The organism is Acidobacteriota bacterium (genome assembly GCA_026707545.1).
Lineage (GTDB): Bacteria > Acidobacteriota > Thermoanaerobaculia > Multivoradales > Multivoraceae > Multivorans.
On record JAPOWR010000005.1, the window covers coordinates 235,537 to 251,374 of the forward strand.

General features: G+C 65.8%; 9 protein-coding genes and 1 pseudogene. 4 read left to right on the forward strand and 6 right to left on the reverse strand.

The genetic code is table 11. The annotated features are described in order from the left end of the window. Position 1 precedes the first annotated feature (1 nt). Genes OXG83_17065 through OXG83_17075 form a run of 3 tightly spaced genes read right to left on the reverse strand, consistent with a single transcriptional unit; the run spans position 2 to position 2,372 of the window. Complete coding sequence (locus tag OXG83_17065) at positions 2-154, reverse strand: hypothetical protein (GenBank protein MCY3966733.1); 153 nt, start codon at positions 152-154, stop codon at positions 2-4. An 11-nt stretch (positions 155-165) separates the two neighbouring features. Then, entirely contained in the window at positions 166-1,386 is a 1,221-nt protein-coding gene (locus OXG83_17070) for a DNA methyltransferase (protein ID MCY3966734.1), read from the reverse strand. Next, positions 1,383-2,372, reverse strand: a complete 990-nt coding sequence (locus OXG83_17075) for an IS1595 family transposase (protein MCY3966735.1) — start codon at positions 2,370-2,372, stop codon at positions 1,383-1,385. Before OXG83_17075 ends, OXG83_17070 begins: the two co-directional genes overlap by 4 nt. A gap of 81 nt (positions 2,373-2,453) precedes the next feature. On the opposite strand from OXG83_17075, the gene OXG83_17080 reads away from it, so the two are divergent. Together OXG83_17080 and OXG83_17085 are read left to right on the forward strand one after the other, a co-directional pair. Continuing rightward, positions 2,454-2,714, forward strand: a complete 261-nt coding sequence (locus OXG83_17080; GenBank protein MCY3966736.1) for a DUF2513 domain-containing protein — start codon at positions 2,454-2,456, stop codon at positions 2,712-2,714. Between the two features lie 800 nt (positions 2,715-3,514). After that, positions 3,515-3,970: pseudogene (locus tag OXG83_17085) on the forward strand (M12 family metallo-peptidase). Between the two features lie 1,701 nt (positions 3,971-5,671). On the opposite strand, the gene OXG83_17090 reads toward OXG83_17085, so the two are convergent. The 3 genes from OXG83_17090 to shc are packed head-to-tail and all read right to left on the reverse strand — an operon-like array spanning position 5,672 to position 9,620. Next, complete coding sequence (locus OXG83_17090; protein ID MCY3966737.1) at positions 5,672-6,604, reverse strand: NAD-dependent epimerase/dehydratase family protein; 933 nt, start codon at positions 6,602-6,604, stop codon at positions 5,672-5,674. 23 nt (positions 6,605-6,627) lie between these two features. Continuing rightward, positions 6,628-7,629 carry an adenosyl-hopene transferase HpnH gene (gene hpnH, locus OXG83_17095; protein MCY3966738.1) on the reverse strand — a complete coding sequence of 334 codons (1,002 nt, stop codon included), beginning with the start codon at positions 7,627-7,629 and terminating at the stop codon, positions 6,628-6,630. Positions 7,630-7,634: 5 nt separating this feature from the next. Beyond that, positions 7,635-9,620: a squalene--hopene cyclase gene (gene shc / locus OXG83_17100; GenBank protein MCY3966739.1), complete on the reverse strand. Its 1,986-nt coding sequence runs from the start codon at positions 9,618-9,620 to the stop codon at positions 7,635-7,637. A gap of 356 nt (positions 9,621-9,976) precedes the next feature. Between shc and OXG83_17105 the strand changes: the two genes are divergently transcribed. Both OXG83_17105 and OXG83_17110 read left to right on the forward strand, forming a co-directional pair. Then, positions 9,977-13,300, forward strand: a complete 3,324-nt coding sequence (locus tag OXG83_17105; protein MCY3966740.1) for a carboxypeptidase-like regulatory domain-containing protein — start codon at positions 9,977-9,979, stop codon at positions 13,298-13,300. A 16-nt stretch (positions 13,301-13,316) separates the two neighbouring features. After that, positions 13,317-15,635 (forward strand): carboxypeptidase-like regulatory domain-containing protein, encoded by a 2,319-nt coding sequence (locus OXG83_17110; GenBank protein ID MCY3966741.1) that lies wholly within the window; start codon positions 13,317-13,319, stop codon positions 15,633-15,635. Positions 15,636-15,838 lie beyond the last annotated feature (203 nt).

Below are 15,838 nucleotides of genomic sequence, written 5' to 3' on the forward strand. Positions count from 1 at the left end.
CTCAGTCGGGGCGGTTGTGAACGCGGATCGACGGATCGGGCGGCTTCGCGTTCGCGAAGATTCGGTCCGCGACTTCTTCGACGCTATTCGCTGGCAGCCGGATCACGTTCTGAGTGGGTCGCCCCGGCTTCTTCTTCGGCTTCTTCTTCGACATCGGTTTCTCCCTCATAGCGCGAGCTTCGCCCGCAGGTATTCCATCCCCCGATCTCCCTTCACGCGGTTGCAGGAGCCGCACAGCAGTTGAAGATTCTCGGCGTGATCGGTACCGCCCTTGCGTCGCGAGATGATGTGGTCCACTTCCAGGTGACGTAGCTCGAAGTGGGTCCGGCAGCCCGCGCAGTGGCCTTCCTGCTCGCCGTACAGCGCATGGCGGTGCGAGCGGTACGGCGGCAGCTTGCCCAGGTCCGTTCGGAGCGGAATGTCCGTGCGGTGCGCGCCCTCGTAGAACAGCCCCACCTCGTCCCGCATCCGCTGAGCGACCAGTTCGGCGGCCTTCGGCGAGATGTCGATACCGGCCCACTCGCGGCCCTCGAACTCCGCCGCGATGCAGGCCGTGGCGCATCCGCAGAACGGGTCTAGGACGGTCGCGCCTTGCACTGTGCTGGCCTGGATGACATAGCGGAGAAGCCTCAGTGGCTTCTGGGTGGGGTATCCCAGCCGTTCTTTGGAGGCGGGCATCAGGTACGGAAGCTCCCACACGTCGTCCACCTTCGCTTCGTGGACGGTCATGTACTGAACACGTCCGTCGCTGCCCTTCACGTTGACTAGGCGCTTGGTCTCTTTGTCCCAGACGCGGCGCAGATACTGCTTCGGCTTCTTGAGCTTCTCCATGACCGGCTTGAACTCGGCGTGCGGATTCGCATAGAACAGCAAGCGATCCGAGTTGCGAGCGAAGTGGCTCATCTTGGCTTTCTGGAACTTCTTGTAGCGCCAGACGATCTCGTTTCTGAATCGCCAACCCCCCCCCGGCAAATCCCGTGCTACCGCATCCATGACCAGCTTGAGGTAGTGGCTCATCGTCGGGTCGCAGTGCAGGTAGATGCTGCCCGTGGGCGCGAGCTCGCGCCGGAGTTCGAGCAGACGCGCCGCCATGTAGGCGAGGTAGCTCTTGTCCGAGTCCGTCATCGCAGCGAGCAGGACGCGGTACAGCGCCGGATGCTTCGCTTCGATGAGGTTCACCCACTCCGCGTCAACGTCCGACAGGCTCCAGGTGTCCTTGAACGCTGCGCCCGCCGCCTGGGAGCCGATGGGCGCGGCGTAGTTCGCGTTCGAGTTGAACGGTGGATCGAGGTAGATCAAGTCCACGCAGCCGGAGTTCATGCCCCGCAGGATGTCGAGGCAGTCTCCGGTCCAGACCGTCTGATGCGCCCAGTTCCGGTCGCTCACCGGCCAGACCGTGCGCCGGACGGCAGGCCGTTCGGCGCAATCAGGTCGCGGTACTTGAGGCGCTTGCCGATGAAGCCATCGAACAGTTCGGCGAGTTGCTCCACCGTGTCCAGGTCGCGCTGATTCTTCCGGCCCGCGAACTCGTCCACGTAGCGCCGGAGGTGCTTCGGCGACATCTTGTGGTACGTGCCGACGAAGCCACGCTTGAACATGGACCACAAGGACTCCACGGTGTTCGTGTGGACGTTCACGCCATTCACGTACTCGCCTACGGAGTGCTTCACGGTCCGATGCAGGTACGACTGCATCAGGTCGGTATAGCCGCCGTGATCGTCGGTGTAGACCCGCGAGGCGTGCCGGACGTTGCGTTCGACGAAGCGCGTCAGAGTGTTCGCGTCGGTGCCTGCAATCGGCTTCGCGACCACCTTCCCGCCCCGTTGCACCGCGCCGACCACGACCCGCTTGCCGTAGGTGTCCTCGGCGCTGTAGCGCTTCTGGTCCTTCGCGTGGCGGTTGGCCTGCTTCCCGCCCACGAACATCTCGTCTACCTCGACGGTGCCGAACAGCTTCTCGGCGTCCTCGCCGAAGAAGCCCTCGCGGATGCGCTGCATGAGGTACCACGCGGTCTTGTAGCTCACCTTCAACTCGCGGTGGACCTTCATGGCCGCCGTGCCCCTGATCCCCGTGACCATCATGTACATGGCGAGCAGCCACTTCTGATAGCCGATCCGCGATCCCTGCATGACGGTTCCGGTGCGGACGTTGAAGTGCCTCCGGCAGTCGCGGCAGCGGTAGGGCTGCGGCTTCCGGTTCTTCGTCTCGACCACGTTGCAGGAGCCGCAGTCAGGGCAGCACATGCCGTTCGGCCAGCGCCGTGCCTCGAACCACTGTTCGGCGGCGCGATTGTTCGGGAACAACTGGAAGAACTCGATGATCGAGAGTCCTTCGCGGTCTGAGCGGCCAGGTGCGTTGCGTGGGTCTGTCACTGTGTCCGTCCTCCGTTTCTGTGGCTAACAGAGTAACAGAATATGCGGGACGTGTCAAGCGGTTGTGATACCGTCTTAGCCATGAAGAGAATCGAACATCTGCTCTACCGCCTCCTGCTCTGGCTCGAAAGCAAGGACTCTGTTCGGGCCGAACGTCCGCCGCAGATCTGCGACTACACCGAGGCGCAGATCCACTACCACGCCGGACTTCTTCGCGACGCCGGATTCGCTACCGGCAACGAACTCGACACGCTCGGCCAAGAGTTCCCCGAGTACCGGCTTGGACGCCTCACATGGTCGGGACAGGAGATGCTAGCCGAGATGCGCGCTAGGCTCGGCTAAACAAGCGTTATAATCCCCTCGTAGACGTACCTGCTGTACTCTCTGACGACAAACCATTCCAGAGGAGCGTGACGATGAAGAGTTACGGACCGGTTGGATGCACGGTGCGGGTGGCGCGGATGTCGTGCCGCGCGGCGCGAGGACTGGTTCTCGTGGGCCTCACGTTGGCCGCCGGCCTGTTGACCGCGGGCGCTGCGCGCAGTCAGGCGCTGTTCGACTTCGCGGAGCGGGTTGATGACGCGCCGCATTCCGTCCGCTCCGCCGTCGCGGCGGGCGACTACGCCGCTTCGTGGCCGGACGAGATCCCGATCCGTCTCGACACGACGCTGTTGCCGTCCATGCCGAGCTGGCTGTCCGTGCCCACGGACGCCGGCTCGTTTCATATCGACCGCGTGCACTTCGAGGATCGCGGAGACGGCAACGTCGTCTGGACGGGAGCCGGAACGCTGCACCCTGAGCACGAAGACACATTGTTCACGGTCGAGGACGGCTACACCCTCGGCCGAATCGCGTTGCCCGGAGGCCGCTATGTTCTCGTGGCGGGGCCGGACGGCGCGGGCACCCTGACTCGTGCCGATGACGCTGGCCCGGTGCATGCATGGTGCGGAGCCGTGGGAACTCCCATGGACCCTCCGCTAATCCGCGGACTGTTCGGCGAGCCCGCCCCGCAGACGCCCGCCTATCCTCACGTCCACACTACCCATGCCCCATCTACCTGGCCAGTGTCCGTTTCGGCAGCTTCCAAGAGCCACACGATCATCGACATCGTTTTCGTCTACTCGCCGCTGGCGCTGGAGTGGATGGAGGGCCGCTCGGGTATCAAGCCGGAAATTCGCCACCTGACGGATTTCGCCAACCTGATATATCGCAATTCCAGAACCGGAGTGCGCGTCCGCGCTGTGGGCTGGGAACCTACTCCCATCCAACAGGACTTCGGCGCTGACGGAGATCTCGTCGAGATGGGCGTCCACATGAACAGCCTGCACGCCCTGCGGAGGATCTACGATGCGGATTTGGTTCACGCGCTTCAGCACAACGATCGTATCCGGGACTGGTTCGGTCAGTGCGGGGTCGCCTATGCCTATCTCGGTGACCGGGGCGGCCATCGTGACATCCGTGAGTTTGCTCCCTATGCCTTCGCCCAGACCAACGTCGCCTGTGAGAAGAGATGGCCCGGTTTCACGGCCTACGCTTTCGCTCATGAGATAGGGCATAACGTTGGGCTGCATCACAGTCGGGATGTTGGCGCTCCGCCCGAGTCCTACGCGCGGACAGCCTACGGCTATGGTCTGCGGTCGCTGCCGCTGTTCGCCTTCCGCTACCAGGACGGGTCGATCAGCGAGTGGAAGACGACGACGAATCCTTTGCTGAACCACAAGGGCTACGTTACGCTGATGTCATACGGCAAATCTGGGTTCGAGCGCGGTCCATACCTGTCCAGTTCCGACGTGGATATCGGCTTGGGCGGACGTCGTTCCGTGGATGGAAAGAGCCGGCGGCAGGTGGCGAACACGGACCCCGCGTTCTACCTGAACGGCTGCACGCCGGACAAAGCGAACCCGAAGCACTCCACGTTTCAGCGCAGGTGTCTGGCGAAGTGGCCGCTTGGCGATGAGACTACCGACGCGTCGAGGGCGATGCGTGAGACTGCTCCGGAAACCGCGACGTTGAGCGAGTGGCAGTTCCGGTTCGTGCGCGCCCCGGAGAACTTCCTGGTCCATCAACTCACGGCTATGGATGCCGGCATGGTGCGGGCCGACATGACGTGGACGGACCGCTCCAGCGCCACATCGTCCGATCCTGACGGTGCCGAGCTTGGCTTCCAGGTGGGGGGTGTGGTTCGTGAGACATGTGAACCAGATACCTATGACGACCACCACCCCAGAAGCGGCGCGGCTTGCGAGAACGAGGTGGGGAAGGTTGTTCGGACGCTGCCGTCTCTGTACCTGCCGCCAAACACCGAATCCGCTTCCTACACTTTCTCGGACCCAGGAGAGCACGTGATCGTTCTGGCCGTTGCGTCCCGTGGGGCCGACGGACCCTCATGGTCGCAGACGCAGGAACGCAACGGGCCGTTTCACGTGCCGGTTCCCGATGTTCTGGCCATGCCGTTATTCGATCCTGACGCTGGCGAGATGACGTTTGAGGTCCCTCAGATTCTGTCTGAAATGGTCACCGTCACGTTGTGGATTCGAGAGCCGGACGGCACTGTCGTATCGGACGACAAGGGCTGGCTCGTGGGTTCTGGCGGCAAGCGCGTGTCGGCCCAGCTAGGGAAGAAGAACGCCCGGTACACCAGGAGCTACCAGCCGGACGGCAAATACGAGGCGTGGCTGAGTCTGAAGAACGAGGAAACCAAATCGGAGGCCACCGGTGAGGTTCTGGCGTTCACCGCCGACGCGGCGACGGTCAAGGCCAACCTGGTTCCGGCGCCACTACCGGTGCCTCCCGTGCCGTTCTTTGAGGGAACGGACATGAGGTGGGAGTTCGATTTCGCGGTGCATGATGGGCTTGTCCTCGTCCTCGAACGGAAGACGTCTGACGGTTTCATAAGATGGAGGTGGCATTCGATCAACAAGGCCGATGGTATTTGGTTTTGGAAGGAACCCTATACGGTCGATACCGCTTATCAGGCTTACCACGCGGCGGGCACGGAAATCGGAGATCGCCAGAGTGAGCGGGTGACGTTCACCGCCGACGCGGCGACTATCGCGGCTAACCCAAGGCCAGCGACACCGACGGCGCAGCGGCCGCCCGCGCCGGCTGCGCCGACGTTCAGCGGCGGCAAGATGACCTTCAGCTTCTCGGATCCTTCCCTGACACCAGTTGTCACGGACGAGTCCGAGACATACTTCGATTACTTCATCTTTCCGACGGGCGAAGACGTCCAAGTCGCTGGCGGCTCCGTCGAACATGGCCCGTTCGCGTGGGACTCGGTCTCTTGTTCGTCCGATTGTTCATACTGGCTGTGGGAGCACGCGACGACCTACGATGTTCTCATCGAGAAAACGATCTACAACTGGATCCGGTCTGAGGAGTCCGTCAGCAGGAGCGACCGCGTGACGTTCACTACGCCGCCAAAGTAGAGTCGACGCCTCGATCGCGCGCTCACGGCCCGGCAGTGCGACCAGGCGGTCCGCTGCCGGCGTCCAGGTCCTCGCGATCCTGGCCGGTCCGCTGCCGGTGATCGAGGCGGTCCGCTGCCGGCGACTCGGGCCGCTTCGAAGTCCGCCGCCGCCGCGGTCCTGGAGGCTCCCAGGCCGCCGCGATGCGCGCCAGGCTCGGCTAAACAGCGTTATAATCCCCGGCATCTTCCGGTTCAGGAAGTCGAGGATGATCCGCCCGGTGGGCGTCGGCTTGACGTCCAGCTCGCCGACCGGCGTCGAGGGGTTGACGATCACCACCGGGGCGCCGGCTGCCGCGGCCTCTTCCGCCGCGCGCTCTGCCAGGTACTTGCTCCGCTTGTAGTGGCCGACCATGGAAGAGATTGTGACGGGTGTTGCTTCCGTGGCGGGTGTGCCGCCGGGTTCGAGCCCGAGCGCGCCGACCGAGCTCGTGTAGACGATCCGGCGGACGCCCGCCCGCTCGGCCAACTGCAGCAGGGTGCGCGTGCCGTCGACGTTCGAGGCATAGATCTCGCGCGGTCTCCGCGCGAACAGACGGTAGTCGGCGGCGCAGTGGTAGACCTCGCTGCAGCCAGCGCACGCCGCGCGGAGCGAATCGCGGTCGCGCAGGTCGCCGTCCACGATCTCGACGTCGAGACCTTCGAGGTTCGAGCGATCTCCGCCCGGCCTCGCGAGGCAGCGCACGCTCTCGCCGCCGCGTGCCAGCAGCGCCCGGACGACGTGCGCTCCGACGAAGCCGGTGCCGCCGGTCACGAGAGCCGTCACGGCTTGCTACGGGCTGCTGAGCCTCATCCCGACAGGTGCCAGGCGGCCAGACGCAGTGCGTCCTTCGGACTGCTCGGGAGCTCGCGCACGACCGAAGCCTCGAAACCGGAGTGCATCGCGCAGTTGGTGCACAGCGGATCCTGCCGGGACTCCCAGTAGCTCCAGTCCGTGTCCTCCCAGAACTCCTCGAAGGTCGGGTAGTAGCGCTTGCCGATCAGGTAGCACGGTCCCTTCCAGCCCAGGGGGGTTCTCGTGACGGTGCTCCAGGGCGAACAGGAGTAGTCCCGCAGGCCGGCCGCGAACTCGAGGAACATGGGTGTCGAGGTCAGCTTGTAGTCGTCCGCGATCTCGAGGATGCGCCGGAACTTCCGCTCCGTGTCCTGGCGGGTGAGGAAGATGTCGCGGTCGACGGACTCGTACTGGTAGCCCGGCGAGATCAGCATGCCGTCGATGTCGAGGTCGCGCAGGAAACGGCAGAGTTCCTCGACTTCGTCGATCCGGGTCTCCTTGAACACCGTGGTGTTCGTCGTCACGTGGTACCCGCGCTCCTTCGCCTCGCGGATCATCTCGACCGCCTTGTCGAACACGCCCTCGCGGGCGCAGACGTAGTCGTGGGTCTCGCGCATGCCGTCCAGGTGGACGTTCAGGGTGAGCCGCCGGTTGGGAGGCACGCGATCGAAGACCTTCGTGTCGAGGAGCAGGGCGTTCGTGCACAGGTAGATGTGCCGGCGTCGGGCGATGATGCCCGCGATCAGTTCGGGGAGCTCGGGATAGATCGTCGGCTCGCCGCCGCAGATCGAGACGACGGGAGCTTCGCTGACCTCTACCGCGTCGAGGCACTCGGAGACGGGCATCCGGTCCTTCAGCTTGCCGGTATGTCTCTCCACCGAACAGCCGAGGCAGGCCAGGTTGCACGTGTAGAGGGGCTCGAGCATCAGAACGAACGGATACCGGCGCCGGCCGCGAAGGGCGTTCTTCACCTGGACCTTCAGGTTGTCGGTCACCATGTGGAGCGGTGTGCGCATGCTGGTCAGTTCGCGGTCAGGTGGTGGCCGGTCGGGCCGCCGTTTCGGGCCGACAGTTCGAGGCGCCGGTAGGCGGCCAGCGCCTCGAGCGGGAAGTACTGGGCGTAGCCGTGGTAGCGGAGATAGAAGACGCGGGGAAAGCCGACGCCCGTCCAGTCATGGTCGTACCAGGCGCCGTCGTCGAGCTGGTGTTCGTGCAGGAAGGCGACGGCGCGGTCGAGCGCGGCGCGCACCCGTTCGACTTCGCGCCGGTCCGTCTCGGCCTCTGCCGCCGAGATCAGGCCCAGCATCGCCCAGGCCGTCTGGGAGGCCGTGCTGCGCCCGATTCCCCTGGCGCGCGGATCCGCGTAGGAACGCAGGGACTCGCCCCAGCCGCCGTCCTCGTTCTGCGCCTGCAACAGCCAGCGCCGGCCGCGCTGGCTCGCGCCCGCCAGCCGCTCGGGCGGGCGGCCCCGCCAGCGGCTCTCGATCTGCCGCAGGGCGGTCAGAGCGAGCCAGGTGCCGTAGATGTGGTTGGCGCCCCACCGGCCGGACCAGCTTCCGTCCCCCTCCTGCTCGCGCAGGAGGTAGGCGGTCCCGCGCCGCACGGGCTCGTCGCCGGGCCGATACCCGTTGGCAAGCAGTGCGCAGACGACACGGGCCGTGATGTCCGGCGTGCTGGGGTCGATCATCGCGTTGTGGTCGGCGAACGGAATCAGCGTCAGGATCCGCTTCGAGCAGCGGCGGTCGAACGAGGCCCAGCCGCCGTCGGGGTTCTGCAGCCCCAGCAGCCACCTGAGACCGCGGGCGGAGGCGTCCCGGCGACGCGTCTCCAGTTCTGTGGTTTCTCCGCGGACGCCGGCCAGGAGAAGGAGCACCTCGGCCGTGTCGTCGCAGTCGGGATAGAAGTCGTTGCGGTACTCGAAGCACCAGCCGCCCGGGGCGTCCTGAAGGCTCTTCTCCCGCCAGTCGCCGGGAACCGTGACCTCCCGGTTGAGGAGCCACTCCAGCGCTTCCTGAATCGGCGCGTCCCGGTGGTCCATGCCGCCGGCGAGCAGGGCGTTCACCGTCAGCGCCGTGTCCCAGACCGGCGACAGGCACGGCTGCAGGCGGACCTCGCCCGCCTCCTCGATCTCGAACCGTTCGAGCTCGCGCAGTTGACTCTGGACCAGGGGATGGTCTTCCTCGTAGCCCAGACAGCGAAGGGCGATGGCGGTGTTGACCATGGCGGGAAAGATCGCGCCCAGGCCGTCCGCTCCTTCGATCCGGGGGATGAGCCATCGCTCCACTTCCTCCAGGGCGCGCCGACGCCACGGAGGAATCGGCCCGACGACTTCGACCAGTTTGATCAGCCGGTCGATGCCGATGAAGACCTTCGACCAGACGAACTCGAACAGGCTCGTCCTCGGGGCCGCCGGGGCCGCGTCCGTCTCGAGTTCGTCGAGGGTCACGTCGAGCGGCACGCTCGGCTTGACGGCCCAGATCACGGACAGCGGCAAGGCGATCGTCCGCGTCCAGGAGGACATCTCGTAGGTGTTGAAGTAGAACCAGCGCGGCAGCAGGATGATCTCGGGGGGCACCGCCGGCGCCCGCCGCCAGTCCCAAAGGCCGAAGATCGACAGGTACAGCCTGGTGTACGAGTTGCACGCCCGCAGGCCGCCGGCCGCCAGGATCGCGCGGCGCGCCGCGGCCATGCGGGGCGAATGCGGGTCGTCGCCGGCGAGCTTCAGGCACAGGTAGGCCTTGACCGAGATGCTCGCGTCCGTGGGCCCGTCCGGATAGGTCGCCCAACCGCCGCCTTCCTGCTGCTGGCTGCGCAGACGCTGGCAGCAGGCGGCGACGCGCGGATCGTTGCCCCGGCCCAGGAAGTGAAGCAGCAGAACGTACTCCGACTCGAGGATCGTGTCGCCTTCGAGTTCGGCGCACCAGTGGCCGTCCCCCTCCTGCTGCCCCAGCAGGTTGCGGACGGCCGCGTCGATCATCAGGTCGATGACGCGCGGCGGCTGCGGCACGGCAGAACCCGGCCGATGGATGCTGACCTGTGACCCCACCACCGGCAGAGTACGGTAATGCGAAAGGTCTGGCCGGTCAACGGCGGTCGGGAGCCGACAGTCGAAAAAGGCACACTTGTACCGCGGACGATCACGTAATTCTCGCGTTGCTCTGATAGGCAACTAGATGTCTGAGGAACAACACGAGGCTGGCGTAAGGATGCGTCCGATGAAGTGCCTGAAGCTCGCGGGCTCCGTCGTGTGTGTTCTGGCGTTGAGCGGTCCAGCGGCAGGGGCCGTCCAGGGCGCCGGGGAGTACACGGACTGCGTGCCATCGTCGTCGCAGGTCACGTTCGAGCCCGGCTACGCGGGTGAGCATGTGCTTCGAGTACGAGCGGGACGGCCGGCCGGAGCAGGCGGACGCGATCGACTTCGGGCTGGGTTCGCCGCAGTCGGGTCTTCTCTGGTTCTTCGATCCGGACAACGCCGAGGTACTGATCAAGGTCCTGGACGGATGCGAGGTGAACGGCCACCGCTGGGTGTTCGTGGCGCCGGTGACGACGTTGGCGTTCAACCTGTCGGTCGAGGAGACGGCTACGGGGCAGAGGTGGGTGCACCGGAATCCTCGGGGCGGCGTGACCGCGGAGACAAGAAGCGATCTGACGGCCTTTCCGTGCGGACCGGCGGCGGCTTCATCGGTGTCTTCGAGGTGGTCCGGCGCCTCGCTGCCGGGACCCATGGCGGAAATCCGGCACGCGGTTTCCGGTGCGACCGCGAAAGTCCCCGGTGCGGCCGCCGATTGCACGCCCCGGCCGGTAACGACCCTCGGCGGCTTCACCGTCAGCATGTGCGTGGAGTACGAGAGAGGCGGCGCGTCGGTGGCGGCGGAGGTGCGGGACTACGGCCTGGACTCCAGCCAGTCGGCCCTCCTGTACTTCTTCGAGCGCGACAACGCGGAGGTGCTGGTCAAGGTCCTGGACGGGTGCGCCGTCAACGGCCACCGCTGGGTATTCGCGGCACCGGTGACGACGCTCGGGTTCAACCTGTCGATCGAGCCGCCCGGCGGCGGCGCCGCCTGGACGCACACGAACAGCCTCGGCCGGACGGCTTCGGCGAGGAGCGACGCCGAGGCGTTCCCCTGTGGCGACGACGAGCAGCCGGGAGGCCCGAACTCCTTCACCGGTCAGGTCGTCGGCCATCGGGGCGCCCGGCCGGACGTCGAGGTGCTGCTGACCGCGAAGGGTGTTCTCCGGGTCGCGACTCCGGACTCCTTCGGCCGTTTCCGGTTCGACGACCTCGCGGCCGGCCGTTACGCCGTCAAGGTCCACGCGGGCGGTCACCGCACGACGGCGGCTCGCATGGTCGACATCCCGTACGACGGCCGTACCGAACCGTTCGACCTGACGCCGATTCCCACGGACCCGTTCGTCTTCCACTGGGAAGAGGACCAGAGCACGGCCGGCACCGAGTACTCGGCGGCCGTCAACCGGCCGCACGAGATCGAGTTCGAGGACGAGCCGGTCAGGGTGGCCGACAACTCGTCGGCGAACGTCCTGGCCCACGACTACAACATCCTGCTGGTGGATTCCGACGAGGCTTCCTGGTCGCAGGAGCACGCGTGGCGCCTGTTGACGACGATGCGTTCCATTCCGCAGGAGACGAGGGATCCGTACGGCGCGCAGTCGCTGGCCGCTTCGCAGTGGCTGCTGACGCCCAGGTACGTGGAGGGCGACATCGAGATGAGGACCGACGGGTCTTCTCCCGTCGTCCTGATTTCCGAGGCCGCCTTCGTCAACGCGAATCCCCGGATAGCGACCGTGGACGGGAAGCGGGGGATCTGGTTCTCGAAGCGGCTGCACCATGCCCTCGTGCGCTACGTGACGGACAACGGCCGCGACGTCGACGCCTACGAGCGGATCTTCGAGGAACGCTTCGGCGTCACGACGGAGATACGCGACTACGCCGCCCTGACGCGATGGACCACCGGCGAGGGTGCGGGCCGTTTCCAGCGTTTCCACCCGGAGGAGATCGTCACGCTGCTCAACATGCTCGAGGAGTTCCCGAGCGGCATGCACAAGACGCAGGGGCTCACGCACCTCGTTCGGCGCCTCGACGGCACGCCCAATCCCCTGAGACCGGGTGCGCCGGCCATCGCCTGGACGGGAGCGGGCTACATCGAGTTCATGGACATTGCCTTCCTGCGGTTCGACCTCGACGACATCCACCGCCTGGTGATCCACGAGAAGGCGCACTTTCTCTGGGCTCACGTCTTCGACCAGCGGACCCGTGACGACTGGGCACGGGTCGGCCGATGGTACGAGGACCCCGCGCAGCCGTCCGGCTGGTCAACGACCAGCACGACGGAGTTCGTCTCCGCCTACGCGCATGCGCACAATCCGAACGAGGACATGGCCGAGAGCATCGCCTACTTCATCATCGCGCCGGACAAGCTGAGGTCGCGGTCGGTCGCCAAGTACGAGTTCGTCCGGGACCGGATCATGCAGGGGAACCTGTATCTCTCCCAATTCCGGGAGGACCTGACGTTCCAGGTGTACAACCTGTTTCCGGACTACGTGTTCCCCGGCAGGGTCCGTCGCATCGACGTCGAGGTGACGGGTGGAGCCAGGGACGACAAGGAGATTCGCGTCGAGATCGAGCTGCATGCGCTCGACCGGGATCTCGAGGGAGCCGCCTGGGCGGCCACCCGAGTCTTCAGCAGTGTCGGTACGTACTTCGATCTGTTTCTCCAGCCCGTGGACGGGAACGGCAGGAGAGTCGAGCTGGGGACCGTTCTCGTGGGCACGGTGAGGCTGAGCAGGTACAGCAAGGCTGGGTACTGGACTGCGGGTCAACTCAAGATCGCCGACCGGGTCGGCAACGAGCGCTACCAGAGAGGCGACGATTTCGGATGGAAGCTCTATGTCGACAACTTCCTGGAGGACTGGGTGCCGCCGGAGTACGTCCCCGGCACCGCCCGTTTCGAAAGGGGCCGGGAGAGAGTGGTGGAAGGCCGCGTCGTCCAGTTGATCGAAGCGACCTGGGAGGTGAGTGAGAACAACCTCATGCGGAAGAGCTGGCCATGCCATGCGTCCATCAACGACGAGATTCTCTCGACGTACTCGCGGGGAGAGGGCGGGGCTTTCGAGCCTGCGGGGAACCTGTGCCGAGTGAACTTTCCCATGCCGGACTACATGCCGTCTTCGATGTACTCCCTGAACTACGTCAGGATGGTCGATCGGGCCAGCAACTGGGGTGGCGCCAGGTTCACCAGCGAGCCCGAGGACGAGGACCCTCAATGGATCCGGGTGCGGACGGCCAACCCGGACACGGAACCGCCCGAGCTCGACCTGAACAGGATGAGCGTCGACGCGGAACCCACGAACCCTGAACAGCCGAACGGCGAGACGATCGTCAGGTTCACTTTTCGTGTGCGCGACAACATCTCGGGCTACATGAGTGGGGGGATCGTCCTCCGCGATCCGCAGGGGATAAGCCACTTCGTCTACGTGCGTTACGCGGATCGCCACCGCGTCTTTCCGCGGGGCGATCCCACGAAGTGGGAGGAGCTCACGGTCGTGCATGTCCTGCCGCCCGGCTCGGCGCCGGGAACCTGGGGCGTTGCCAACATGCGGCTCGCAGACCGGGCCCACAACTTCGTGCATCACGACTTCACGGAAGTGATCCACTTCGAAGTGGACTGAGGCGACGGGTCGTCAGATGGGCGCGAGCATGGAGCTGCAGGTCGCCCGGCTTGCCGGCTCCGTCGTGTGTGTTCTGGCGTTGAACGGTCCAGCGGCGGGGGCCGTCCAGGGCGTGGGGGACTACACCGACTGCGTGCCGTCGACATCGCAGGTCACGTTCGAGCCCGGCTACGCGGTGAGCATGTGCTTCGAGTACGAGCGGGACGGCGGGCCGGCGCAAGCTGACGCGATCGATTTCGGGCTCGGTTCGCGCCAGTCGGGCCTGCTCTGGTTCTTCGATCCGGACAACGCCGAGGTGTTGATCAAGGTCCTGGACGGATGTGAGATGAACGGCCACCGCTGGGTGTTCGTGGCGCCGGTGACGACGCTGGCGTTCAACCTCTCGGTCGAGGAGACAGCCACCGGGAAGAGGTGGGTGCACCGGAATCCGCGGGGCGGCGTGACCGCGGAGGCGAGGAGCGATCTGACCGCCTTTCCGTGCGGGCCGGCGGTGGCTTCATCGGCGTCCTTGACGTGGCCCGGCGCTTCCTTTGCGGCGGCGTTGCCGGGACCCATGGCGGACATCCGGTACGCGGTCGCCGGTGCGACCGCGGATTGCGCGCCCCGGCCGGCGACGACCCTGGGCGGCGGCTTCACGGTCAGCATGTGCGTCGAACACGAGAGAGACGGCGAAGTGGTCGTGACGCAGGCGCGGGACTACGGCCTGAACTCCAGCCAGTCCGCCCTGCTGTACTTCTTCGAGCGCGACAACGCGGAGGTGCTGGTCAAGGTCCTGGACGGGTGCGCCGTCAACGGCCACCGCTGGGTATTCGCGGCACCGGTGACGACGCTCGGGTTCAACCTGTCGATCGAGCCGCCCGGCGGCGGCGCCGCCTGGACGCACACGAACAGCCTCGGCCGGACGGCTTCGGCGAGGAGCGACGCCGAGGCGTTCCCCTGTGGCGACGACGAGCAGCCGGGAGGCCCGAACTCCTTCACCGGTCAGGTCGTCGGCCATCGGGGCGCCCGGCCGGACGTCGAGGTGCTGCTGACCGCGAAGGGTGTTCTCCGGGTCGCGACTCCGGACTCCTTCGGCCGTTTCCGGTTCGACGACCTCGCGGCCGGCCGTTACGCCGTCAAGGTCCACGCGGGCGGTCACCGCACGACGGCGGCTCGCATGGTCGACATCCCGTACGACGGCCGTACCGAACCGTTCGACCTGACGCCGATTCCCACGGACCCGTTCGTCTTCCACTGGGAAGAGGACCAGAGCACGGCCGGCACCGAGTACTCGGCGGCCGTCAACCGGCCGCACGAGATCGAGTTCGAGGACGAGCCGGTCAGGGTGGCCGACAACTCGTCGGCGAACGTCCTGGCTCACGACTACAACATGCTGCTGGTGGACTCCGACGAGGCTTCGTGGTCGCAGGAACACGCGTGGCGGCTGTTGACGACGATGCGTTCCATTCCGCAGGAGACGAGGGACCCGTACCGAGCGCAGTCGCTGGTGGCTTCGCAGTGGCTGCTGACGCCGAGGTACCTGGAGGGCGACATCGAGGTGCGGACCGACCGGCCTTCTCCGGTGGTCCTGGTTTCGGAAGCCGCCTTCGTGAACGCGAATCCACGCGTGGCGACCGTGGACGGCAAACGGGGAATCTGGTTCTCGAAGCGGTTGCACCATGCCCTCGTGCGCTACGTGACGGACAACGGCCGCGACGTCGACGCCTACGAGAGGATCTTCGAGAAACGCTACGGCGTCACGACGGAGATACGCGACTACGCCTCCCTGACCTGGCCGACCGGCAACGAGGGCGCGGGCCGTTTCCAGCGTTTCCACCCGGAGGAGATCGTGACGCTGCTCAACATGCTCGAGGAGTTTCCGAGCGGCATGCGCAAGACGCAGGGTCTCACGCATCTCGTTCGGCGCCTCGACGGCACGCCTCATCCCCTGTACCCGGGAGCACCGGCCGTCGCCTGGCCGGACGCCGGCTACGTCGAGTTCATGGACACGGCGTTTCTTTCGTCCGACGTCGACCACATCCACCGCCTGGTGATTCACGAGAAGGCGCACTTTCTCTGGGCTCACGTCTTCGACCAGCGGACCCGCGACGACTGGGCCCGGGTCGGCGGCTGGTACGAGGATCCACAGAGTCCGTCCGGCTGGTCCACCACGAAGACGACGGAGTTCGTCTCCGCCTACGCGCACCTGAAGAACCCGAGGACATGGCGGAAACGATCTCCTACTTCATCATCGAGCCGGACAAGCTCAGATCCCGGTCGGTCGCCAAGTACGAGTTCGTGCGAGACCGGATCATGCAGGGGAACCTGTATCTCTCCCGGATCCGGGAGGACCTGACGTTCCAGGTGTACAACCTGTTTCCGGACTACGTGTTCCCCGGCAAGGTCCGCCGCGTCGACATCAGGGTGACGGGCGGAGCCAGGGAAGACAAGGAGTTCCGCATCGAGGTCGAGCTGCATGCGCTCGACCGGGATCTCGAGGGCGCGAGCCACGCGCTAGTACGGGTAAGCAGCAGTATCGGTACGTTCTTCGATCTGTAT

Coding starts and splice junctions, on each gene's coding strand:
- hpnH (MCY3966738.1), bottom strand. CDS start 7,629: ATGCGCACACCGCTCCACATGGTGACCGACAACCTGAAGGTCCAGGTG.
- OXG83_17065 (MCY3966733.1), bottom strand. CDS start 154: ATGTCGAAGAAGAAGCCGAAGAAGAAGCCGGGGCGACCCACTCAGAAC.
- OXG83_17105 (MCY3966740.1), top strand. CDS start 9,977: ATGTGCTTCGAGTACGAGCGGGACGGCCGGCCGGAGCAGGCGGACGCG.
- OXG83_17110 (MCY3966741.1), top strand. CDS start 13,317: ATGGGCGCGAGCATGGAGCTGCAGGTCGCCCGGCTTGCCGGCTCCGTC.
- OXG83_17080 (MCY3966736.1), top strand. CDS start 2,454: ATGAAGAGAATCGAACATCTGCTCTACCGCCTCCTGCTCTGGCTCGAA.